The following is an 18,467-nucleotide window of genomic DNA, read 5'->3' on the forward strand; positions in this document are numbered from 1 at the left end:
GCCCCGCTAGGCTCGACCCATGAACGAGGCCGCCGACCGTGCGCAGGACAGGGCCCGCCAGGGCCTGGACCACCTCGGCGACCAGATCAACGAGGTCCTCGCCGAGGTCAAGCCCCGCCTGCGCGGCTGGCTCCACCTCGGCACGGCACCGCTGACCCTGGCCGCGGGCATCGTGCTGGTCCTGCTGTCGCCGACGGTCGAGACCAAGGTCGCCAACGCGATCTTCTGCGGCACCGGCGTCCTGCTCTTCACCGTGTCGGCGGTCTACCACACCGGCACGTGGTCGCCGGCGACCTGGCGGCTGCTGCGGCGGATGGACCACTCCAACATCTTCCTGCTGATCGCCGGCTCCTACACGCCGTTCAGCGTGATCCTGCTCGACGGTACGGAGCAGACCGTGCTGCTGGTGGTGGTGTGGTCCGGCGCGATCCTGGGTGTGCTCTTCCGGGTGTTCTGGACCGGCGCCCCGCGCTGGCTCTACGTGCCGATCTACCTGGCCCTGGGCTGGGCCGCGGTGTTCTTCATCCCGTCCTTCTTCGACGGCGCCCTGGACCTCGGCGTCGGTCTCGGCGTCGCCGCCTTCGTCATGATCATCGTCGGTGGCGGCCTCTACACCGTCGGGGGCGTGGTCTACGGCCTCAAGAGGCCCAACCCGTGGCCGCGCTGGTTCGGCTTCCACGAGATCTTCCACACCTTCACCATCGTCGCCTTCGCCGCGCACTACATCGGGGTCTCGCTGGCCACCTACTCGCTGCGCTGAGCGGGCCCGCTCCGGGGCCTGCCGGTGCGGCGCCCGCCGTGCGTCGGTTTTAGTAGAGTGAATTGATAAGGTTTGTGTACTCTAGGTGCATGAACCTCGCCCTCGCCCACACCCGGTCCGCCTCCGTCCAGCAGCTCGGGGGCCGTATCGGCGCCCGCATCGACGACGTCCGCCTCGGCGCCGACACCTCCGACGCCGACGTCGCGGCGGTCCGCGACGCGATCCTGCGGCACAAGGTGGTCTTCCTCCGCGGCCAGCACCACCTCGACGACGAGGGCCAGATCGCCTTCGCCGAGAAGCTCGGCCCGCTCACCAGCGCCCACCCGACGGTCAACACCGGCAGCGCCAAGGTCCTCAGCGTCAACGCCACCAAGGGGATGGCCGCCAACTCCTGGCACACCGACGTCACCTTCGTCGACCGCGTCCCCGCCTTCAGCGTCCTGCGCGGCGTCACCATCCCGGAGTACGGCGGCAACACCGTCTGGGCCAACACCGTCACCGCCTACGACGCCCTGCCGCGCCCGCTCCAGGCCCTGGTCGAGGAGCTGTGGGCGGTCCACACCAACGAGTACGACTACGCCGCCGACACCGAGAACCCCACCTCCTACGAGGACAGCGAGGTCTTCGACCGCGCCGAGTTCACCCGCACCCGCTTCGAGACCCGCCACCCGGTCGTGCGCGTGCACCCGGAGACCGGTGAGCGCTCCCTGGTCCTGGGCCAGTTCGTGAAGTCCTTCGAGGGCCTCAACGGGCGCGAGTCCGCCGAGCTGTTCAACCTGCTCCAGAACCGGGTCACCCGGCTGGAGAACACGATCCGGTGGACCTGGCAGACCGGCGACGTGGCGATCTGGGACAACCGCGCCACGCAGCACTACGCCGTGGCCGACTTCGGCACGCAGCCCCGCGAGGTCCGCCGGATCACCGTCGCCGGCGACGTCCCGGTCTCGGTCGACGGCCGTCGCAGCGAGGTCCTCCACGGCGACGCCACGGCGTACTCGAACCTGGACGCGCTGATCAGCTGACCCGGCCTGCACAGGACTCCCCCGGCGGCCCGCCGCGTGGGACGCTGCGGGGGTGCTGACCCTCGACTCCGCCGCGGGGCGGTGGCTGCTCCTGGCCGCCGTCCTCGGCTCGGGCCTGGCCGGGATCGACGCCACCGTCGTGAACGTCGCGCTGCCCGCGATCGGGGAGTCCCTCGACGCCGACTTCACCACCCTGCAGTGGACGGTCTCGGCCTACGCGCTGACCCTGGCGTCCTTCATCCTGCTCGGCGGCGTGCTCGGCGACCGGTACGGCCGGCGGCGGGTGTTCCTGGTCGGCGTGGTCTGGTTCGCGGTCGGCTCCCTGCTCTGCGGCCTCGCCCCCACCGGGTGGGCCCTGGTCGGCGCCCGCGCGCTGCAGGGCGTCGGGGGCGCGCTGCTGACGCCGGGCAGCCTGGCCATGATCCAGGCCTCCTTCGGCCCCGGTGACCGCGCCCGCGCGATCGGGGCCTGGTCCGGTCTCGGCGGCGTGGCCACCGCGATCGGTCCGTTCGTCGGCGGCGGACTGGTGGAGCTCGGGTCCTGGCGGTGGGTCTTCCTGGTCAACGTGCCGCTGGCCGCCCTGGTGGTCTGGGTGACGCTGCGCCACGTGCCGGAGTCCCGGGGCCCCGCCGAGCACGGCCGGCTCGACCTGGGCGGCGCGGTGCTGGGGGCGCTCGCGCTCGGCGCGCTGACCTGGTCGCTGATCTCGGCCGGGGAGACCGGCCCGGGTCCCGCGACCGTCGTCGCCGGCGGCCTCGGGCTGCTCGCGGCGCTGCTGTTCGTCGCGGTCGAGCGTCGGGTGGCGAGCCCGATGCTGCCGCTGGCCGTCTTCGCCGCGCCTCAGCTGCGGGCCGCGAACGCGGTCACCTTCGTGGTCTACGGCGGCTTCGGCGCGATCTTCTTCCTGCTGGTGGTGCACCTGCAGGTCGTGTCCGGCTTCTCCCCGGTCGTCGCCGGGACGGCCCTGCTCCCGGTCACCGCGCTGATGCTGGTCCTGTCCCCCCGCTCGGGCGCGCTCGCGGCCCGGATCGGCCCGCGCCGCCAGATGGCCGCCGGCCCGGTGGTGGCCGCGGCCGGCGTGGTGCTGATGCTGCGGATCGGGCCCGGGGCGTCGTACGCCGCCGACGTGCTGCCGGCGGTCGTGGTCCTCGGCCTCGGGCTGGCGACGATGGTCTCGCCGCTGACCGCGACCGCGCTCGCCGCGGCGCCCCCGGAGCACGCCGGGGCGGCCTCGGGGATCAACAACGCGGTGGCGCGGACCGCCGGGCTGGTCGCGGTGGCCGCGATCCCGGTGCTGGCCGGGCTCGACGGCCGGGTCTACGCCGACCCGGTCGCCTTCGACGCCGGGTTCGGCACCGCGCTGCTGATCTCGGCCGCGGTCCTCCTCGCCGGCGGGGCGCTCGCCGCGCTCACCGTCCGCGACGACGTCCTGGGGGCCGACGACACGACCCCGCCCGCCCCGCCGCTGCAGCTGCGCCACTGCGCCGGCGTCGGCGGACCGCCGCTGGCCACCCGCGTCGACGCGGCCGGGCACGCCGACTGCGACCCCGTCCCGCTCACCCTGCTGACGCTCGACCCCGAGGAGACCGCCATGTCCACCACCGCCCCCGATCAGGCCGCCCCGGCCTGCACCCACCTGGTCGACCCGACCCCGCCCGAGCCGGGCTCGTCGGGGTGCGTCGAGTGCCTCGCCGACGGCGGGCCCTGGGTGCACCTGCGGCTCTGCCAGGAGTGCGGCCACGTCGGCTGCTGCGACTCCTCACCGGGCCGGCACGCCACCGCGCACGCGCACCTGGCCGACCACCCCGTGGTCCGCTCGTTCGAGCCGGGCGAGGAGTGGTTCTACTGCTACGTCGACGACGTCGCGCTGGAGGTGCCGGGCGCACCACCGGCGCCCAGCCACCCCTGACCAGCCACCCCTGACCGGCCAGCCCTGACGGGTCGGCGGGCTCAGGCCGCGCCGAGGCGGAGCAGCGAGATCAGCCGGCGGGCGCACTCGCCGCCGACCTCAAGCGCCAGGTCGACGGCGCCGGTCACGTCGAGGTCCTCGCGGGCGCGCGCCACGGCCAGCCCGGCCTGCTCGCCGCCGCCACCGGGGCGGCCCGCGGCGGCGTACAGCAGGCGGAGGCGCTCGGCGGCGCCCTCGAGCAGCGACTCGTCGTAGTCCCAGGGATCGCCGACGGGGCGGTCGAGCAGCAGCAGGCGAAGGACGGCCGGCTCGTGGTCGGCCAGGACGGTCTCGACCAGGACCAGGTTGCCGGTGGACTTGGCCATCTTCTCGCCGCCGGTACGCACGGTGCCGACGTGCAGGTGCGCGCGGCTGAAGGGCCGGACGCCGGTCACCGCCTCGGCCATCGCCTCCTGGTAGGCGTGGTGCGGGAAGCGCAGGTCCTCGCCGCCGACGAGGACGTCGACGGAGGGGCCGAGGACGTCGACGGCCATCGCGGCGCACTCGGCGTGCCATCCCGGACGGCCCCAGCCCCACGGGCTGGCCCAGGCGGGGGCGTCGTCGACCGACGGTCGCCACACCGCGACGTCGAGCGGGTGCTGCTGACCGGGGGCGTCGGTCGGGTCGGCGTACGCCTCGAGCAGCGCGCGGGCGGTCGCCTCGTCGAGCCCGGCGGTGGCGGCGACCCCGGCACCGCGGAACCAGACGGTGCCGTCGTGCTCGTAGGCGGCGCCGGCGTCCAGCAGGCCCTGCGCCAGCTGCTGCACGGCCTGCACGTGATGGCGGGCGCGCGGCTGGGCGGCCGGCGTGGCGACCCGCAGGGCGCGCATCGACTGCTCGAAGACGGCCTCCTGCGTGAGCGCGAGCTCGTCGAAGTGCCGGCCCCGCTCGCGGGCGGCCGCCGAGAGCACGTCGTCGACGTCGGTGACGTTGCGGCAGACCTCCGGCGTCACACCGGTGGAGGCGAGGGCGGAGGCCAGCAGGTCGGCCCACACGAAGGTGGCGGCGTGGCCGAGGTGTGTGACGTCGTACGGGGTGATCCCGCAGACGTAGATCCGGGCGGAGCCGACGACCCCCAGCCGCCGGCCGGAGAGGGTGACCGAGGCAGGGCGGGAGGGGGTCGGGCCGACCCGGTGCGACGGGTCGGTCACGGCGGGGATCAACGGTGCGGCCATGACGCCAGTCTCCCACCCGGGAGCAGGGTGGGAGACCGCGCGTCGGTCACGGCGCGGCCGTGGAGGTCAGACGCGCGACTTGGTCTTGTTCTTGCCCATGGCGCCCTCGGCGACGCCGATGAGCAGGAAGGCGGCGATGACGGCGACGACGAAGCCGATGATGTTCAGCTCGAAGATGTCGCCGGTCCCGATCAAGCTGGCGATGACGCCACCGATCGGGCGCCCACGACGCCGAGCACGAGGGTGCCGACGAGGCCGAGCGCCTGCTTGCCGGGCTTGATGAGACGAGCGAGCGCGCCGATGATGAGTCCGACGACGAGCAGTCCGATGATCTGCATGGTGGGTTCCTCTCCCTAGGTGTGGCAGCACCACCCAGGACGGGAGTGCCCCGCTCTCACGATAGGCCCCACGAACCCCACCAGTCTCACCCTCCCGGTTCCCCCGGGAGGCCGGACCCGGCAGGATCACGACCATGGAACGCGTCTGGCTCCTCGACCACCTCGCCCTGACCCTGCGCGAGACCGACTTCGCCGATCCCGCCCTGGCCGGTCAGCCGGGCGTGCGCGAACGCGGCGTCCGCCTCGAGGTGCGTCCCGTCACCGTCACCGCCGAGGGCTCGCTCTACTCCTCACCGGCCCTCGCCCTCGCCCCGCCGGTCTGCCGGGTCGACCTGCTGGAGTCCGCCCCCGGTGCGGCCGACCGGGTGCACTGGCACCCCGTGATGCACGACGGCGAGCCGGGCGAGCGGGTCTTCGACGAGGACCTGTCCGCCGACCCCGAGGGCTGGCTGGCCGCCCGGCTGCGCGACCTGCCCTCCCTGGTGGCCGGGGCGCCCGAGGCCGACCGCGGGCCGCTGCTGGCCGACGCCGACGCCGTCGCCGCGCTGGCCGGCGAGGTCGCGGCGCAGGTCGCCGCCTCGCTGGCGTCCCTGCGCGGCCCCTGGCCCGTCGTCACGCACGACGAGCGCGGGATGGCGCCGGTCCCGGCATGAGCCAGGCGCCCGGTGCGGGGTACCGGCAGGACGTCCTCGACGCGCGCGTCGAGCGCTGGCTGCCCGACCTCCGCGAGGCCCTCGCCCTCGTCTACGACGACCCCGACGCCGTGGCCGACCGGCTGCTCGCGGTGGCCGCGGCGGGCTACGCCGACCGCCCCGACGACCTGCACCGCCTCGACCTGCGCCGCTCCCTGGCCCCCGACTGGTTCCAGCGGCCCGGCACGGTCGGGTACGCCGCGTACGCGGACCGCTTCGGCGGCACCCTGGCCGGGGTCGGCGAACGGGTCGGCCACCTGCGCGACCTCGGGGTCACCTACCTGCACCTGATGCCGCTGCTCGAGCCGCGTCCCGGGCCGGACGACGGCGGGTACGCCGTGGCCGACCACCGCCGGGTCCGCGCGGACCTCGGCACCGTCGACGACCTGCGCGACCTCACGCGGCTGCTGCGCACCGAGGGCATCAGCCTGTGCCTGGACCTGGTGGTCAACCACGTCGCCCGCGAGCACCCCTGGGCGGCCGCGGCGCGCGCCGGCGACCCCCGCTACCAGGCCTACTTCCGCACCTACCCCGACCGCACCGAGCCGGACCGCTGGGAGGAGACGCTGCCGGAGGTCTTCCCCGACTTCGCCCCGGGCTCCTTCACCTTCGACGACGAGCTCGGCGCGTGGGTGTGGACCACCTTCAACGCCTGGCAGTGGGACCTCGACTGGTCCAACCCCGACGTGCTGGTCGAGATGGCCGACATCGTGTGCTTCCTGGCCAACACCGGCGCCGAGGTGCTCCGCCTGGACGCGATCGCGTTCCTGTGGAAGCGGCTCGGCACCGACTGCCAGAACCAGCCCGAGGTGCACGCGCTGACCCAGGCGCTGCGCTGCGTGGCGCGGATCGCCTGCCCGGCGGTGGTCTTCCTGGCCGAGGCCATCGTCGGACCGCAGGACCTGCCGGCCTACCTCGGCCGGGGCCGGCACCACGGCAAGGTCAGCGACCTCGCCTACCACAACGCGCTGATGGTGCACCTGTGGTCGATGCTGGCCTCGGGCGACACCACGCTGTCCTCCCACGCCCTGCAGCAGCTGCCGTCGCCGCCGGCCTCGACGGCCTGGATCACCTACGCCCGCTGCCACGACGACATCGGGTGGGCGATCGACGACGAGGACGCGGCCGCGGTCGGCCTCTCCGGCCAGGCGCACCGGCGGTTCCTGGCCGACTGGTACGACGGCACCCACCCCGGGTCGTGGTCGCGCGGGCTGGTCTTCCAGCACCACCCCGAGACCGGCGACAAGCGCACGTCCGGGTCGCTGGCCTCGCTGGCCGGCGTCGAGGCCGGGGACCCGTACGGCCCGGACCGCGTCGTCCTGCTGCACGCGGTCGTCGCGGGCTGGGGCGGCGTGCCGGTGCTGTGGATGGGCGACGAGGTCGCGCTGCTGAACGACCCGGCGTGGGCCGAGGACCCCGCCCACGCCGAGGACAACCGGTGGGCGCACCGGCCCCCGATGCCGTGGGCCCCCGACGGGTCGCTGCCGGACCCGTACGGCGTCCTCCCCCGGCTCCGCGACCTGCTCGCCACCCGCGCCCGGCTGCCGCACCTGCACGCCGCCACCTCCGCCGAGGTGCTCGACCCGCCCGCGCCGGGCGTGCTCGCGGTGCTGCGACGCCACCCGCTCGGCGCCTTCGTCGGGCTCTACAACATGACCGCCGAGCAGCGCCACGTGCCGTGGTCGGCGCTCCACGCCGCGGGCCTCGGCCACGGCGTCGCGGTCCTCGACCACCTCGCCGGGGGCCGGCCGGTGCGCTCCGAGGGCGACCACGTCGTGCTGCCGCCGTGCGGCGCCTCGTGGCTGACCGACGAGGACCCCACCCTCAGCCACTAGCGTGACCGGGGTCACGCCCCACCCGCGCTCCCCCGGAGGTCCGATGTCCGTCCGCTCCAGCACCGTCGACGACGTCCTCGCGCGCAGCGCGCGCCGGCACCCCGACCGGGTCGCCCTCCGCTTCGCCGACCGCACCTGGACCTACCGCGAGCTCGACGACGCGGTGAGCCGGGCAGCCGTGGCCCTGCGCGACCTCGGCCTGGCCCGCGGCGACCGCGTGGCGGCGTACGGGCGCAACTCCGACGCCTACCTGCTGGGGTTCCTCGGCTGCGCGCGCGCCGGGCTGGTGCACGTGCCGGTCAACTACGCGCTGACCGGGGAGGAGCTGGGCTACCTCGTCGAGCAGTCCGGCTCGGTGGCGGCCCTGGTCGACCCGGGCCTGCGGGCCCAGTACGACGCCGCGGGGCTGGCGGTCGGGACCGTGCTGGCGCTGCGCGACGAGGCCGGTTCGCTGCTCGAGCGGGCGACGTCCGGGCCGGTGCCGACCTCCGTGCTGCCCGCCGGGGAGCCGCCGGTGGTCGACGCTGACCTGGTGCAGCTGCTCTACACCTCGGGCACCACCTCGCGGCCCAAGGGCGCGATGATGACGCACCGCGCCCTGGTCCACGAGTACGTCTCCTGCGTGGTCGCCCTCGAGCTGCGCGAGGGCGACGAGCCGCTGCACCCGATGCCGCTCTACCACTCCGCCGGGATGCACGTGTTCCTGATGCCCTACCTCGCGGTCGGGGCGGTGAACCACCTGATGGAGGCGCCCGACGTGCCGGAGGTGCTCCGCCTGGTCGAGGAGCGCCGGCTGGGCGCGGTCTTCCTGGCCCCCACCGTGTGGGTGCCGCTGACCAACCACCCCGACTTCGCCACCCGCGACCTCTCCAGCCTGCGCAAGGCGTTCTACGGCGCCTCGATCATGCCCGGGCCGGTGCTGGCACGGCTGACCGACGCGTTGCCGGACCTCACGGTGTGGAACTGCTTCGGGCAGTCCGAGATCGGACCGCTGGCCACCGTGCTGCGTCCCGAGGAGCACGCCGAGCGGCCGAGCTCCTGCGGGCGCCCGGTGCTCTTCGTCGAGGTGCGGGTGGTCGACGAGACCGGTGCCGACGTGGAGCCCGGCGGGAGCGGCGAGGTCCTCTACCGCTCGCCGCAGCTGTGCGAGGGCTACTGGGACGCCCCCGAGGCGACCGCCGAGGCCTTCGCCGACGGGTGGTTCCACTCCGGCGACCTGGTCCGCGTCGACGAGGAGGGCTACCTGACGGTCGTCGACCGGATCAAGGACGTCATCAACACCGGCGGCGTGCTGGTGGCCTCCCGCGAGGTCGAGGACGTCCTCTACACCCACCCGGCGGTGGCCGAGGTCGCCGTCGTCGGCACGCCGGACGAGCGGTGGATCGAGGCCGTCACCGCCTTCGTGGTGCTCCGTCCCGACGCCACGCTCGGCCCCGAGGACGCGCCCGGGGCGCTGGTCGCCCACGCCCGGGGGTCGCTGGCCGGCTTCAAGGTGCCCAAGCAGGTGCTGCTGGTCGACGAGCTGCCCCGCAACCAGTCCGGCAAGCTGCTCAAGCGGGTGCTGCGCGACCAGGTCGGCGGCTGAGGTGGACGCGGGCGTCTGGGACGAGCGGTACGCCGGACGCGACCTGGTGTGGTCGGTCGAGCCGAACGCGTCCGTGGCGCAGGAGTGCGCCGGCCTACCTCCGGGCCGCGCGCTCGACGTCGCCTGCGGCGAGGGCCGCAACGCCCTCTGGCTGGCCGGGCGGGGTTGGACGGTGACCGCCGCGGACTTCTCCGCCGTGGCGCTCGACAAGGGCCGGGCGCTGGCCGCGGAGCAGGAGCACGGCGACCGGGTCACCTGGCAGCAGGCCGACGCGACCACCTGGTCGCCGCCGGCCGACCAGGACCTCGTCGTGCTGGCCTACCTGCAGCTGGAGGACGGGGAGCGCCGGGCCGCGGTGCGGACGGCGTACGACGCCCTGCGACCGGGCGGGACGTTCCTGCTCGTCGCCCACGACCGGAGCAACCTCGCCGAGGGCACCGGCGGGCCGCAGGACCCGACGGTGCTGATGACCGCCGAGGACGTGCTGGCCGACCTCGCCGACCGGGCGCCGGAGGTGCTCCGGGCCGAGCGGGTGGCGCGGCAGGTGCACCCGCACGGCACCCACGCCCGACCGGGCGAGCAGGCGGCGACCGCCTGGGACTGCCTGGTCCGCTGCGTCCGGACCTGAGGGCCGGGTCAGTCGCGGGGGTCGTCCTGCTGCGGGTCGTGCTGCTGCGGCGCGTGCTGCGCCCGGAGACCACGGGCGCGCGGCGGCGGGGGCGCGTCCTGGGGGACGCCCTCGTGGGGCTTGCGGTCGGTGGGGTCGTAGAGCCCCTTCTCCTCCGCCGCGTCGACGTTGCGCAGCCGGTGCACCAGGCTCCAGCCGAGCAGCGCGATCGTCAGGATCCCGAGACCGAAGATGCCGAAGGCGCCCCAGCCGGCGACCACGTCGTCCGGCTCGGGGGTGGGGTCGAGCTGCCACAGCGTCACGAGCAGGTCCATGGCCCCATCATCCCACGGAGGCCCTGGGGGCCCCGGCGCGGACGCCGGCGAACAGGTCGTCCTCGGGGACCGGCGCGTCGACGTGGCTGGTCACCAGCTCGTAGTCCTCGGTCGGCCAGGTCTTCTGCTGCACCTCGCGCGGGATGGCGAACCAGTGGCCGTCGGGGTCGATCTGGGTGGCGTGGGCCAGCAGCGCCTGGTCGCGGACGCCGAAGTACTCCCCGCACGGCACCTTGGTGGTGACCCGCGCGTCCCACTCCGGCTCCGGCACCCACTCCTTGAGGCGGTCGGCCCACGGCGACTCCAGGCCGTGCGCGAGCGTCGCGTCGTGCAACGACTGCATCCGCTCACGGTTGAAGGAGTGGTGGTAGTACAGCTTGGCGACCTGCCAGGCCTCGCCCGCGTCGGGGAACCGCGTCGGGTCGGCCGCGGCCTCGAAGGCGGCCACGCTGACCTCGTGGCAGCGGACGTGGTCGGGGTGGGGGTAGCCACCGCGCTCGTCGTAGGTCGTCATCACGTGGGGGCGGACCCGGCGCACGATCCGGACCAGCGCCTCGACGGCCTCCTCGAGCGGGACCAGGCCGAAGCAGCCCTCGGGCAGCGGGGGCTTGGGGTCGCCGTCGGGCCAGCCGGAGTCGACGAAGCCGAGCCACTCCTGGTGGATGCCCAGGATGTCGCGGGCCCGCTCCATCTCCTGGCGACGCACCTCGCTCATGTTCTCCAGCACGTCCGGGCGGTCCATCCGCGGGTTCAGGATCGAGCCGCGCTCGCCGCCGGTGCAGGTCACCACGTGCACCTCGGCGCCCTCCGCGACGTAGCGGGCCGTGGTGGCCGCACCCTTGCTCGACTCGTCGTCGGGGTGGGCGTGCACGTGCATGAGGCGCAGTCCCGCGCTGGGACCGCTGGTGGTGGCGCCGTCGTGGTGCGACGGGCCGGGGTGCTGCGACTCGGCATGCTGCGACATGGCTCTCATGGTAGGTCTCACCCCACCTGTCATCCTGGGGTGGTGAGCGAACAGGTCGACCTCGACGCCCGGTACGGCGCCCCCGCGCCCTGGCGCAGGCGTGCGCTGCTGGCCGGCGTGGGCGTGGTGGTGGCCGCGTTCGCCGCCTGGCTGGCCTGGGCCACGATCTACCACTCGGAGCCCGAGGTGCAGTCGCAGCTGGTCTCCTTCGACGTCCTCGACGCCCGGACGGTCGACGCCACCGTGGACGTCGAGGTCGAGGACGGCGTGACCGGACTGTGCCGGCTCCGCGCGTTCGCCGAGGACCACTCGGTGGTCGGCGAGATCGCCTTCGAGGTCGCCCCCGCCGAGGGGCAGCGCTACGAGCAGCAGCTGCGCACCGACCGGCTGGCCACGTCGGTGGAGTCCCTGGGCTGCACCACGACCTCCCAGCCGCGCCCCCGCTGAAGCCTCCCGGCGGCCGTCGGTGTTGTTAGGGTGGTCGGTCTGACCGCCCGCCGGGCCACCCCGGAACCCCGGGGAAGCGCCCGCCACCCGTCGCCGGCCGTCCCTCCCGCCCAGGCACACATCGCCTGGCGAGGGACGTCCCGTACCACCAGGAGTCCGCATGACCGAGCAGAGCCAGCCCGCCAGCACCGTGTGGCTGACCCAGAAGACGCACGACCGCCTGCACGCCGAGCTCGAGGAGCTCAAGGGCCCGCTGCGCGCCGAGATCATCGCCCGGATCAGTGCCGCGCGTGACGAGGGCGACCTGAAGGAGAACGGCGGCTACCACTCGGCCAAGGACGAGCAGGGCAAGATGGAGGGCCGCATCCGCCAGCTCGAGGACATGCTCCGCCAGGCGACCACCGAGCCCGCCGCCGACGACGGCCGCGTCTCCGCCGGCAAGGTCGTCACCTACCGCTACCAGGGCGACGACGAGACCGAGCAGTTCCTGCTCGGCTCGCGCGACATCGACGACGACGAGGCCGACGTCGAGGTCTTCTCCCCGCAGTCCCCGCTCGGCGCGGCGCTGGACGGCGCCGCCAAGGGCGAGACGATCGACTTCGAGGCGCCCAACGGCCGCACGCTCAAGATCGAGATCGTCGACGCGGTCCCCTTCGCCGGCTGAGGTCCGGCGGGCGGGTCAGCCGGTGACCCGGTAGCCCCGCTCGCGCAACCGGGCCAGCAGCCGCTCCGAGTGGTCCTGGCCCCGCGTCTCCAGCTGCAGCAGCACCTCCACCTCGCCCACGTGCAACGTGGGCGAGGTGCGTTCGTGCACGACCTCGAGCACGTTGGCACCGGCGTCGGAGACCTCCAGCAGCAGCCCGGCCAGGCCGCCGGGCACGTCGGGGATGTTGACCCGCATCGCGTGGTAGCGCCCGGCGGCCGCCATGCCGTGCCGGATCACCTTGCCCAGCAGCAACGGGTCGATGTTGCCCCCGGACAGCACCGCGACCAGCGGGGTGCTCCAGCGGTCGGGGTGGTCGAGCAGCGCGGCCACCGCGGCCGCACCGGCCGGCTCCACGATGGTCTTGGTCCGCTCGACCAGCGCTACGAGAGCGCGGGACATCGAGTCCTCCGAGACGGTGACGACCTCGTCGACGAGGTCGCGCACCGCCGCGAAGGTCAGCTCGCCCGGCATGCCGACGGCGATGCCGTCGGCCATCGTGCGCATCGAGGTCAGGGCGACCGGGGCGCCCTGCTCGAGCGAGGTCGGGTACGCCGCCGCGCCCTCGGCCTGGACCCCCACGAGGTGCACGTCGGGCCGCAGCGCCTTGAGCGCGATCGCGACGCCCGCGATGAGGCCACCGCCGCCGGTCGGCACCAGCACGGTGCGCGCCTCCGGCGCCTGCTCGGCGACCTCGAGGCCGCAGGTGCCCTGGCCGGCCATGATGTCGGCGTGGTCGAAGGGGTGGATCAGCACCGCCCCGGTCTCCTCGGCGAAGCGCCGTGCCCCGACCAGCGCGTCCTCGATGTAGCGGCCCTCGAAGACCACGTCGGCGCCGTACCCCCGGGTCGCCCGCTCCTTCGGGATCGGTGCGCCCTCGGGCATGAAGACCGTGGCGTGGATGCCGAGCAGCTGCCCGGCCAGGGCGACGCCCTGGGCGTGGTTGCCGGCCGAGGCCGCCACCACGCCGTTCGCGCGCTCGGCCTCGGTGAGGCGTGCCATCCGGTAGTAGGCCCCGCGGGCCTTGAAGGAGCCGGTGCGCTGGAGGTTCTCGCACTTGAGGTGCACCGGGCCGCCGCAGAGCGCCGAGAGCCAGCGCGACCGCTCCATCGGGGTCTCCACCGACACCCCGCGCAGCACCTCGCGGGCGGCCTGGATCTCGGCGAGGCCGAGCGCGAGCGGCGGGCTGGTCACGGGCTCGGTCATCGGGTCTCCTGCGCGGGGTCGGGGTCGGGGTCGGGGTCGGGGTGGGGGTCGGGGTGGGGGGCGGACGGCTCGGTCGGGTCGTGGCCGGCGAGGTGGAGCACGACGGCGTTGGCGGTGGCCACCAGGGGGACGGCGACCAGCGCACCCGACACCCCGGCGACCAGGCCTCCGGCGGTGACCGCGACGAGCACCCCCAGCGGGTGGACGGAGACGAACCGGCCCATCAGGAACGGTTGGAGCAGGTTCGACTCGACCTGCTGCACGACCAGGACGCCGACGAGCATGACCACCGCGGTGGTGAACCCTCCGTCGACCAGCGCGACCAGGACGGCCACCGCGCCGGCCAGGGTGGCGCCGACGACCGGGATGAACGCGCCGAGGAACGTGAGCACGAAGATCGCGGCCAGGAACGGCACCCCGAGGACGGCGGCCCAGACGGTGATCCCGATCGCGTCGACCAGGGCGACCGCCACGGTGGCCCGGACGTAGTGGGTCAGCGTCGTCCAGGCGACGTGGCCCGAGGAGTCGACGGGGCCGCGCGCGGCGCGCGGGGCCAGCCGGACCGCCCAGGCCCAGATCCGCTGCCCGTCGGCCAGGAAGAAGAACAGCGCGAAGAGGGCGAGGAAGAACCCGATGACGGCGTTGCCGGCGCTCGAGCCGACCGCGAGCGCCTGCTGCAGCGCACCGTCACCGGCGAAGGAGGCCACCGCGTCGCGCAGGGTGGCCACCGCGTCATCCACCTGCGACTGGTCGGCGTCGAGGGGCCCCTCGACCAACCAGGTGCGGACCTGCTCGATGCCCTCGGCGGCCGAGGTGGCCAGGTCGGAGGCACCGGTGGCGATCTGCTGGCCGACGAAGCCGAGCAGGCCGCCCACGACCACGAGGCCCAGGAGCACGACCAGCAGCGCGGCGAGGCTGCGCGGCAGCCACCGCGTGAGCAGCCGGACCGCGGGGTCGGCCAGCGCGGCGAGCAGCACCGCGATCACCAGCGGGAGCACCAGCACGGCGTAGGTCGCGACGAGCTGGACCAGCACCCACCCGAGGGCCGCGACCAGCAGCAGCCGCCAGGACCAGGCGGCCGCGAGGTCGACGCCCCACGGCACCCCGGCGCCACCGCGGGCCCGGACCTGCTCGGGGGCGCGGTCGTGCGGTGCGGGGCTCGACGGCATCGGCTCAGCGTATGCCCGTGGCGCCCGTCACCAGCCCTCGGGCGAGCGCCCGCGCCGCGCCCGGGTGGGCGTCGGCGAGCAGCCCGACTGCGGCCAGGACGTAGTCGTGGTCGACGACCACGCGGGGCTGCTCGGGAAGCTGCCACCCGCCGCCGGCACGGGCCGCGGCGTCGGCCCCGAGGGCGGGGGCGAGCACCCGGTCGGCGACCCCCGTCCTGCCGTGGCGGAGGACGCCGCCGGAGCCGACCACGAGGTCGACCGTGCGCAGGTCGCGCCCGCTGCGCTCCACGACCCGGCCGTCGTCGCCGAGGACGACCCGGGCCCGGCCGGCGTGCCGCCGCAGCGCCTGGGTCAGCGCGGCCCGGGCCAGGGCCTCGTCGTCGTCGTCGTCGAGGTCGTCGTCGTCCTGCGGGAGGTACGCCGGGTCGTCGGCGCGGCGGCGGGCCGCGGCGGCGAGCCGGTCGTGCGCCGCGGGGGCCAGCTCGTCGGGGTCGAGCCGCTCGACGGTGGTCACCGCCGACCACCGCATCCCGAGGTCGCCCTCGACGGTGCGCCCGGCGCGGGTCGTGGCGACGACCTCGCGGGCCAGGCCGCTCTGCTCGGGGTCGACCTCGACCACGGCGTGCACGTCGGTGGTGGCGCCTCCGACGTCGACCACCACCACGTCGCCGACCTCCTCGGCCAGCACCTCGACCCCGCGCAGCACCACGTCGGGCGTCGCGCCGCGGACCAGCTCCTCGAGCTCGCGCCGGCGCGCGGGCGAGGTGAGGCGCTTGCCGCCGATGACGTGGCTGACGAACACCTCCCGCACGGCCGCACGGGCGCCGTCCGGATCGAGCACCCCGATCCGCGGCACCACGTTGGGCGCCAGGACGTACGGCACCTCACCGAGCACCGCGGCGACCTGCGCGTGCGCGGCGACGTTGCCGGCCACCACCACCGGGCCGGTCCAGCCGGCCCCGACGACCGCGGTCGCGCCGTCGACCAGCGCCCGGGTGTTGCCGCCGTCGGTCCCGCCGGTCAGCAGCACCACGTCCGGCGTCGCGGCGAGCACGACGGCGGCCGGGTCGGCGTCGCCGGCGACCGAGGCCACGGCCACCACGTGCCCGCCGCTGGACAGCGCGACCCGACGCCCGGCCTCGGCGGTGACCAGCGGCTCGTTGCCGAGCACCGCGATCCGCAGCCCGCCGCCCGCGCTGGAGCAGGCGAGCCGCACCGCGTCAGCGGCCCGGGGGTGGGCGTCCACCAGGGCGGCGCGGCAGGCGTCGTACCCGGCGAGGACGTCGCCGCCGGCGGCGGTCGTGGCGTGCTCGGCGCGTCCAACGACGGTGCCGTCGGCGAGGTCGACGAGCAGCGCCTTGGTGAAGGTGGAGCCGAGGTCGACGCAGAGCGCCAGGCCGGGCAGGCCCGGGGTGCGCGTCACACGAACGCCGAGGCGCCGACGGCGACGACCACCAGCACGCCCGCGACCGCCATCGCGGTGGTGACCCGGGCGGCGGGGAGCGGCCGCCCGGCCCGCATCGCGGCCTCGACGGCGCGGTAGCGCAGGAACCCGCCGACCATCGAGCCGGCCGCGCTCGCCAGCAGCAGGAACGCCAGCAGCAGCGAGACGAGGTCGCGCTCGATCAGGTGCAGGACGAAGAGCGCGGCCGCGACCAGTCCGAGGCTGGTGCGGACCCAGGCCAGGAAGGTCCGCTCGTTGGCCAGCGTGAAGCGGTAGTCGGGCTCGCTCACCGGGCGCTCCGGGCGCTCACCGGGACCGCTGGGAGAGCTCGAGCGCGCGCTCGAGGTCGGCCAGGAGGTCGGCGGCGGTCTCGATGCCGACGCTGAGGCGGACCAGGTCCTCGGGCACCTCGAGCGCGGTCCCGCTGACGCTGGCGTGGGTCATCCGGCCGGGGTGCTCGATCAGCGACTCGACGCCGCCGAGGCTCTCGCCGAGGGTGAACACCTCGGTGCCCTCGCAGACCGCGAGCGCGGCCTCGACCCCGCCGGCGACGCGGAAGGAGACCATCCCGCCGAACCGCTTCATCTGACGCGCGGCGACGGCGTGGCCGGGGTGGTCGGGCAGGCCGGGGTAGATCACCTGGGTGACGGCCGGGTGCGCCTCGAGCATCGCCACCACCTGCTCGGCGTTGTCGCAGTGGCGCTCCATCCGGACCGCGAGCGTCTTGAGGCCGCGCAGCACCAGCCAGGCGTCGAAGGGGCCCGCGACCGCACCGATCGCGTTCTGGTGGAAGGCGACCTGCTCGGCCAGGTCGAGGTCGCGCACGACGAGCGCACCGCCGACGACGTCGGAGTGGCCGCCGGCGTACTTCGTCGTCGAGTGCACGACGACGTCGGCGCCGAGCGTCAGCGGCTGCTGGAGGTAGGGCGAGGCGAAGGTGTTGTCGACGACCAGCAGCGCCCCGGCGTCGTGGGCGACCGCGGCCAGCGCCTCGATGTCACCGACGTTCAGCAGCGGGTTGGTCGGGGTCTCGCACCACACCAGCTTCGTGACCCCCGGGCGGATCGCGGCGCGGACGGCCTCGACGTCGGACACCGCGGCGGGCGTGTGCTCGACGCCCCAGGACTGCTCGACCTTGTCGAAGAGCCGGTACGTGCCGCCGTAGGCGTCGTCGGGGATCACGACGTGGTCGCCGGGCCGGCAGGTGGCGCGGACCAGGGTGTCCTCCGCGGCCAGCCCGGAGGCGAACGCGAAGGCCCGCTCCCCCTCCTCGAGCGCGGCCAGGTTGCCCTCGAGCGCGGTCCGCGTGGGGTTGGCCGAGCGCGAGTACTCGTACCCGCCGCGCAGGCCGCCGACGCCGTCCTGCTTGTAGGTCGACGTCGCGAAGATCGGCGGGATCACCGCCCCCGTGCTCGGGTCGGGCTCGTAGCCGGCGTGGATGGCGCGGGTCTCGAACCCGGCCTTCTCGGACTGGTTCCCCTGCTGCTGCTCGCTCACCCGTCGAGGGTAGTGCGCGGGAAGGTCCGGGCGACCTCCGGTGTTGTGCCGGGTGACGATCGATGATCGACCCCGACCGAAGGAGATCGAAGTGTTCGGACGCGACAAGTCCTCCCTCCCCGAGCCCGGCAAGGCCCTGGCCGGCCGGCCCGAGCGGCCCTGGCACCTGGCCACGCAGCACGCCGTGCTCGACGCGCCGCTGGTGACCGACGAGGTCCCGGCCGGCCACGAGGTCGCCATCTTCGGCCTGGGCTGCTTCTGGGGCGCCGAGGAGGCGTACTGGGGCCTGGACGGCGTGTACTCGACCTCGGTCGGCTACGCCGGCGGGGAGACCCCGCACCCCTCGTACGAGGAGGTCTGCTCGGGGCGCACCGGGCACACCGAGGCCGTCCGGGTCGTGTTCGACCCCTCCCGCGTCGCCTTCGCCGACCTGGTGAAGCGGTTCTTCGAGATCCACGACCCGACCCAGGGCATGCGCCAGGGCAACGACGTCGGCACGCAGTACCGCTCGGCGATCTACTGGACCACGCCCGCGCAGGAGGAGACCGCGCGCGAGCTGACGAAGGTCTACGGCGCCGAGCTCGAGCGTCGGCGCCTGGGCTCGATCACCACCGAGATCAAGCCGGCCCCGGAGTACTACTACGCCGAGGACCCGCACCAGCAGTACCTGGCGAAGAACCCCTTCGGCTACCGCTGCCACGCCAACACCGGCGTGCGGTTCCCGCAGACCGCCTGAGCAC

General features: G+C 74.8%; 20 protein-coding genes. 10 read left to right on the plus strand and 10 right to left on the minus strand.

Annotated elements, in window-relative coordinates; all coding sequences use genetic code 11:
• The first annotated feature begins 19 nt into the window (after window positions 1-19).
• The 3 genes from trhA (at window position 20) to ENKNEFLB_RS18590 (ending at window position 3,691) form a co-directional block, all read left to right on the plus strand.
• Window positions 20-760: a PAQR family membrane homeostasis protein TrhA gene (gene trhA / locus ENKNEFLB_RS18580; protein WP_214056725.1), complete on the plus strand. Its 741-nt coding sequence runs from the start codon at window positions 20-22 to the stop codon at window positions 758-760.
• Between the two features lie 89 nt (window positions 761-849).
• On the plus strand, window positions 850-1,782 hold the full coding sequence (locus ENKNEFLB_RS18585) for a TauD/TfdA dioxygenase family protein (RefSeq protein ID WP_214056726.1): 933 nt from the start codon (window positions 850-852) through the stop codon (window positions 1,780-1,782).
• A gap of 52 nt (window positions 1,783-1,834) precedes the next feature.
• Window positions 1,835-3,691, plus strand: coding sequence for an MFS transporter (locus ENKNEFLB_RS18590; RefSeq protein ID WP_214056727.1), 1,857 nt, complete (start codon window positions 1,835-1,837; stop codon window positions 3,689-3,691).
• 41 nt (window positions 3,692-3,732) lie between these two features.
• Here the strand turns inward: ENKNEFLB_RS18590 and ENKNEFLB_RS18595 are convergent, their stop codons facing one another.
• From ENKNEFLB_RS18595 to ENKNEFLB_RS22705, 3 genes are all read right to left on the minus strand, one after another.
• Window positions 3,733-4,905: a cysteine--tRNA ligase gene (locus ENKNEFLB_RS18595; RefSeq protein WP_214056728.1), complete on the minus strand. Its 1,173-nt coding sequence runs from the start codon at window positions 4,903-4,905 to the stop codon at window positions 3,733-3,735.
• 66 nt (window positions 4,906-4,971) lie between these two features.
• Window positions 4,972-5,100, minus strand: a complete 129-nt coding sequence (locus tag ENKNEFLB_RS22945; RefSeq protein ID WP_275955907.1) for a hypothetical protein — start codon at window positions 5,098-5,100, stop codon at window positions 4,972-4,974.
• The gene (locus ENKNEFLB_RS22705) at window positions 5,097-5,243 is read right to left on the minus strand and encodes a GlsB/YeaQ/YmgE family stress response membrane protein (protein ID WP_246535659.1); all 147 of its coding nucleotides are present in this window, start codon (window positions 5,241-5,243) and stop codon (window positions 5,097-5,099) included. Before ENKNEFLB_RS22705 ends, ENKNEFLB_RS22945 begins: the two co-directional genes overlap by 4 nt.
• A 134-nt stretch (window positions 5,244-5,377) precedes the next feature.
• Between ENKNEFLB_RS22705 and ENKNEFLB_RS18605 the strand changes: the two genes are divergently transcribed.
• From ENKNEFLB_RS18605 to ENKNEFLB_RS18620, 4 genes are read left to right on the plus strand one after another with little or no spacing between them, the layout of a single operon-like run.
• The gene (locus tag ENKNEFLB_RS18605) at window positions 5,378-5,896 is read left to right on the plus strand and encodes a hypothetical protein (RefSeq protein ID WP_214056729.1); all 519 of its coding nucleotides are present in this window, start codon (window positions 5,378-5,380) and stop codon (window positions 5,894-5,896) included.
• Window positions 5,893-7,770 (plus strand): alpha-amylase family protein, encoded by a 1,878-nt coding sequence (locus ENKNEFLB_RS18610; RefSeq protein WP_214056730.1) that lies wholly within the window; start codon window positions 5,893-5,895, stop codon window positions 7,768-7,770. The genes ENKNEFLB_RS18605 and ENKNEFLB_RS18610 overlap by 4 nt, the downstream gene beginning before the upstream one ends.
• A gap of 43 nt (window positions 7,771-7,813) precedes the next feature.
• Window positions 7,814-9,355: a fatty acyl-CoA synthetase gene (locus ENKNEFLB_RS18615; protein ID WP_214056731.1), complete on the plus strand. Its 1,542-nt coding sequence runs from the start codon at window positions 7,814-7,816 to the stop codon at window positions 9,353-9,355.
• A 1-nt stretch (window position 9,356) separates the two neighbouring features.
• Complete coding sequence (locus ENKNEFLB_RS18620; protein WP_214056732.1) at window positions 9,357-9,983, plus strand: class I SAM-dependent methyltransferase; 627 nt, start codon at window positions 9,357-9,359, stop codon at window positions 9,981-9,983.
• Between the two features lie 8 nt (window positions 9,984-9,991).
• Here ENKNEFLB_RS18620 and ENKNEFLB_RS18625 read toward each other — a convergent pair whose 3' ends face one another.
• Together ENKNEFLB_RS18625 and mca are read right to left on the minus strand one after the other, a co-directional pair.
• Window positions 9,992-10,297: a hypothetical protein gene (locus ENKNEFLB_RS18625; protein ID WP_214056733.1), complete on the minus strand. Its 306-nt coding sequence runs from the start codon at window positions 10,295-10,297 to the stop codon at window positions 9,992-9,994.
• Between the two features lie 7 nt (window positions 10,298-10,304).
• Window positions 10,305-11,174 (minus strand): mycothiol conjugate amidase Mca, encoded by an 870-nt coding sequence (mca, locus tag ENKNEFLB_RS18630; RefSeq protein WP_246536041.1) that lies wholly within the window; start codon window positions 11,172-11,174, stop codon window positions 10,305-10,307.
• A 129-nt stretch (window positions 11,175-11,303) separates the two neighbouring features.
• Between mca and ENKNEFLB_RS18635 the strand changes: the two genes are divergently transcribed.
• Window positions 11,304-11,708 (plus strand): DUF4307 domain-containing protein, encoded by a 405-nt coding sequence (locus ENKNEFLB_RS18635; RefSeq protein ID WP_214056735.1) that lies wholly within the window; start codon window positions 11,304-11,306, stop codon window positions 11,706-11,708.
• A gap of 160 nt (window positions 11,709-11,868) precedes the next feature.
• Window positions 11,869-12,372, plus strand: a complete 504-nt coding sequence (gene greA / locus ENKNEFLB_RS18640; protein WP_214056736.1) for a transcription elongation factor GreA — start codon at window positions 11,869-11,871, stop codon at window positions 12,370-12,372.
• Between the two features lie 15 nt (window positions 12,373-12,387).
• Here the strand turns inward: greA and ilvA are convergent, their stop codons facing one another.
• From ilvA to ENKNEFLB_RS18665, 5 genes are read right to left on the minus strand one after another with little or no spacing between them, the layout of a single operon-like run.
• The gene (gene ilvA / locus ENKNEFLB_RS18645) at window positions 12,388-13,617 is read right to left on the minus strand and encodes a threonine ammonia-lyase (RefSeq protein ID WP_214056737.1); all 1,230 of its coding nucleotides are present in this window, start codon (window positions 13,615-13,617) and stop codon (window positions 12,388-12,390) included.
• The gene (locus ENKNEFLB_RS18650; protein WP_214056738.1) at window positions 13,614-14,786 is read right to left on the minus strand and encodes an AI-2E family transporter; all 1,173 of its coding nucleotides are present in this window, start codon (window positions 14,784-14,786) and stop codon (window positions 13,614-13,616) included. The genes ilvA and ENKNEFLB_RS18650 overlap by 4 nt, the downstream gene beginning before the upstream one ends.
• A gap of 4 nt (window positions 14,787-14,790) precedes the next feature.
• The gene (locus tag ENKNEFLB_RS18655) at window positions 14,791-16,209 is read right to left on the minus strand and encodes a glutamate mutase L (protein WP_246535660.1); all 1,419 of its coding nucleotides are present in this window, start codon (window positions 16,207-16,209) and stop codon (window positions 14,791-14,793) included.
• Window positions 16,206-16,520, minus strand: coding sequence for a YidH family protein (locus ENKNEFLB_RS18660; protein ID WP_214056739.1), 315 nt, complete (start codon window positions 16,518-16,520; stop codon window positions 16,206-16,208). Before ENKNEFLB_RS18660 ends, ENKNEFLB_RS18655 begins: the two co-directional genes overlap by 4 nt.
• 16 nt (window positions 16,521-16,536) lie before the next feature.
• Window positions 16,537-17,727, minus strand: a complete 1,191-nt coding sequence (locus ENKNEFLB_RS18665; RefSeq protein WP_214056740.1) for a cystathionine gamma-synthase — start codon at window positions 17,725-17,727, stop codon at window positions 16,537-16,539.
• A 91-nt stretch (window positions 17,728-17,818) separates the two neighbouring features.
• Here ENKNEFLB_RS18665 and msrA point away from each other — a divergent pair, with 91 nt between their 5' ends.
• Window positions 17,819-18,463: a peptide-methionine (S)-S-oxide reductase MsrA gene (gene msrA / locus ENKNEFLB_RS18670; RefSeq protein ID WP_214056741.1), complete on the plus strand. Its 645-nt coding sequence runs from the start codon at window positions 17,819-17,821 to the stop codon at window positions 18,461-18,463.
• The last annotated feature ends 4 nt before the right edge of the window (window positions 18,464-18,467 follow it).

The organism is Nocardioides aquaticus, from assembly GCF_018459925.1.
In the GTDB taxonomy this organism is placed as follows: domain Bacteria; phylum Actinomycetota; class Actinomycetes; order Propionibacteriales; family Nocardioidaceae; genus Nocardioides; species Nocardioides aquaticus.

What these genes read in the sequence shown, in the direction of transcription:
- ENKNEFLB_RS22705 (WP_246535659.1), bottom strand. Translation starts at nt 5,243, where the DNA reads ATGCAGATCATCGGACTGCTCGTCGTCGGACTCATCATCGGCGCGCTC.
- ENKNEFLB_RS18615 (WP_214056731.1), top strand. Translation starts at nt 7,814, where the DNA reads ATGTCCGTCCGCTCCAGCACCGTCGACGACGTCCTCGCGCGCAGCGCG.
- ENKNEFLB_RS18595 (WP_214056728.1), bottom strand. Translation starts at nt 4,905, where the DNA reads ATGGCCGCACCGTTGATCCCCGCCGTGACCGACCCGTCGCACCGGGTC.
- greA (WP_214056736.1), top strand. Translation starts at nt 11,869, where the DNA reads ATGACCGAGCAGAGCCAGCCCGCCAGCACCGTGTGGCTGACCCAGAAG.
- ENKNEFLB_RS18585 (WP_214056726.1), top strand. Translation starts at nt 850, where the DNA reads ATGAACCTCGCCCTCGCCCACACCCGGTCCGCCTCCGTCCAGCAGCTC.
- ENKNEFLB_RS18625 (WP_214056733.1), bottom strand. Translation starts at nt 10,297, where the DNA reads ATGGACCTGCTCGTGACGCTGTGGCAGCTCGACCCCACCCCCGAGCCG.
- ENKNEFLB_RS18610 (WP_214056730.1), top strand. Translation starts at nt 5,893, where the DNA reads ATGAGCCAGGCGCCCGGTGCGGGGTACCGGCAGGACGTCCTCGACGCG.
- mca (WP_246536041.1), bottom strand. Translation starts at nt 11,174, where the DNA reads ATGCACGTGCACGCCCACCCCGACGACGAGTCGAGCAAGGGTGCGGCC.
- trhA (WP_214056725.1), top strand. Translation starts at nt 20, where the DNA reads ATGAACGAGGCCGCCGACCGTGCGCAGGACAGGGCCCGCCAGGGCCTG.
- ENKNEFLB_RS18605 (WP_214056729.1), top strand. Translation starts at nt 5,378, where the DNA reads ATGGAACGCGTCTGGCTCCTCGACCACCTCGCCCTGACCCTGCGCGAG.
- ilvA (WP_214056737.1), bottom strand. Translation starts at nt 13,617, where the DNA reads ATGACCGAGCCCGTGACCAGCCCGCCGCTCGCGCTCGGCCTCGCCGAG.
- ENKNEFLB_RS18650 (WP_214056738.1), bottom strand. Translation starts at nt 14,786, where the DNA reads ATGCCGTCGAGCCCCGCACCGCACGACCGCGCCCCCGAGCAGGTCCGG.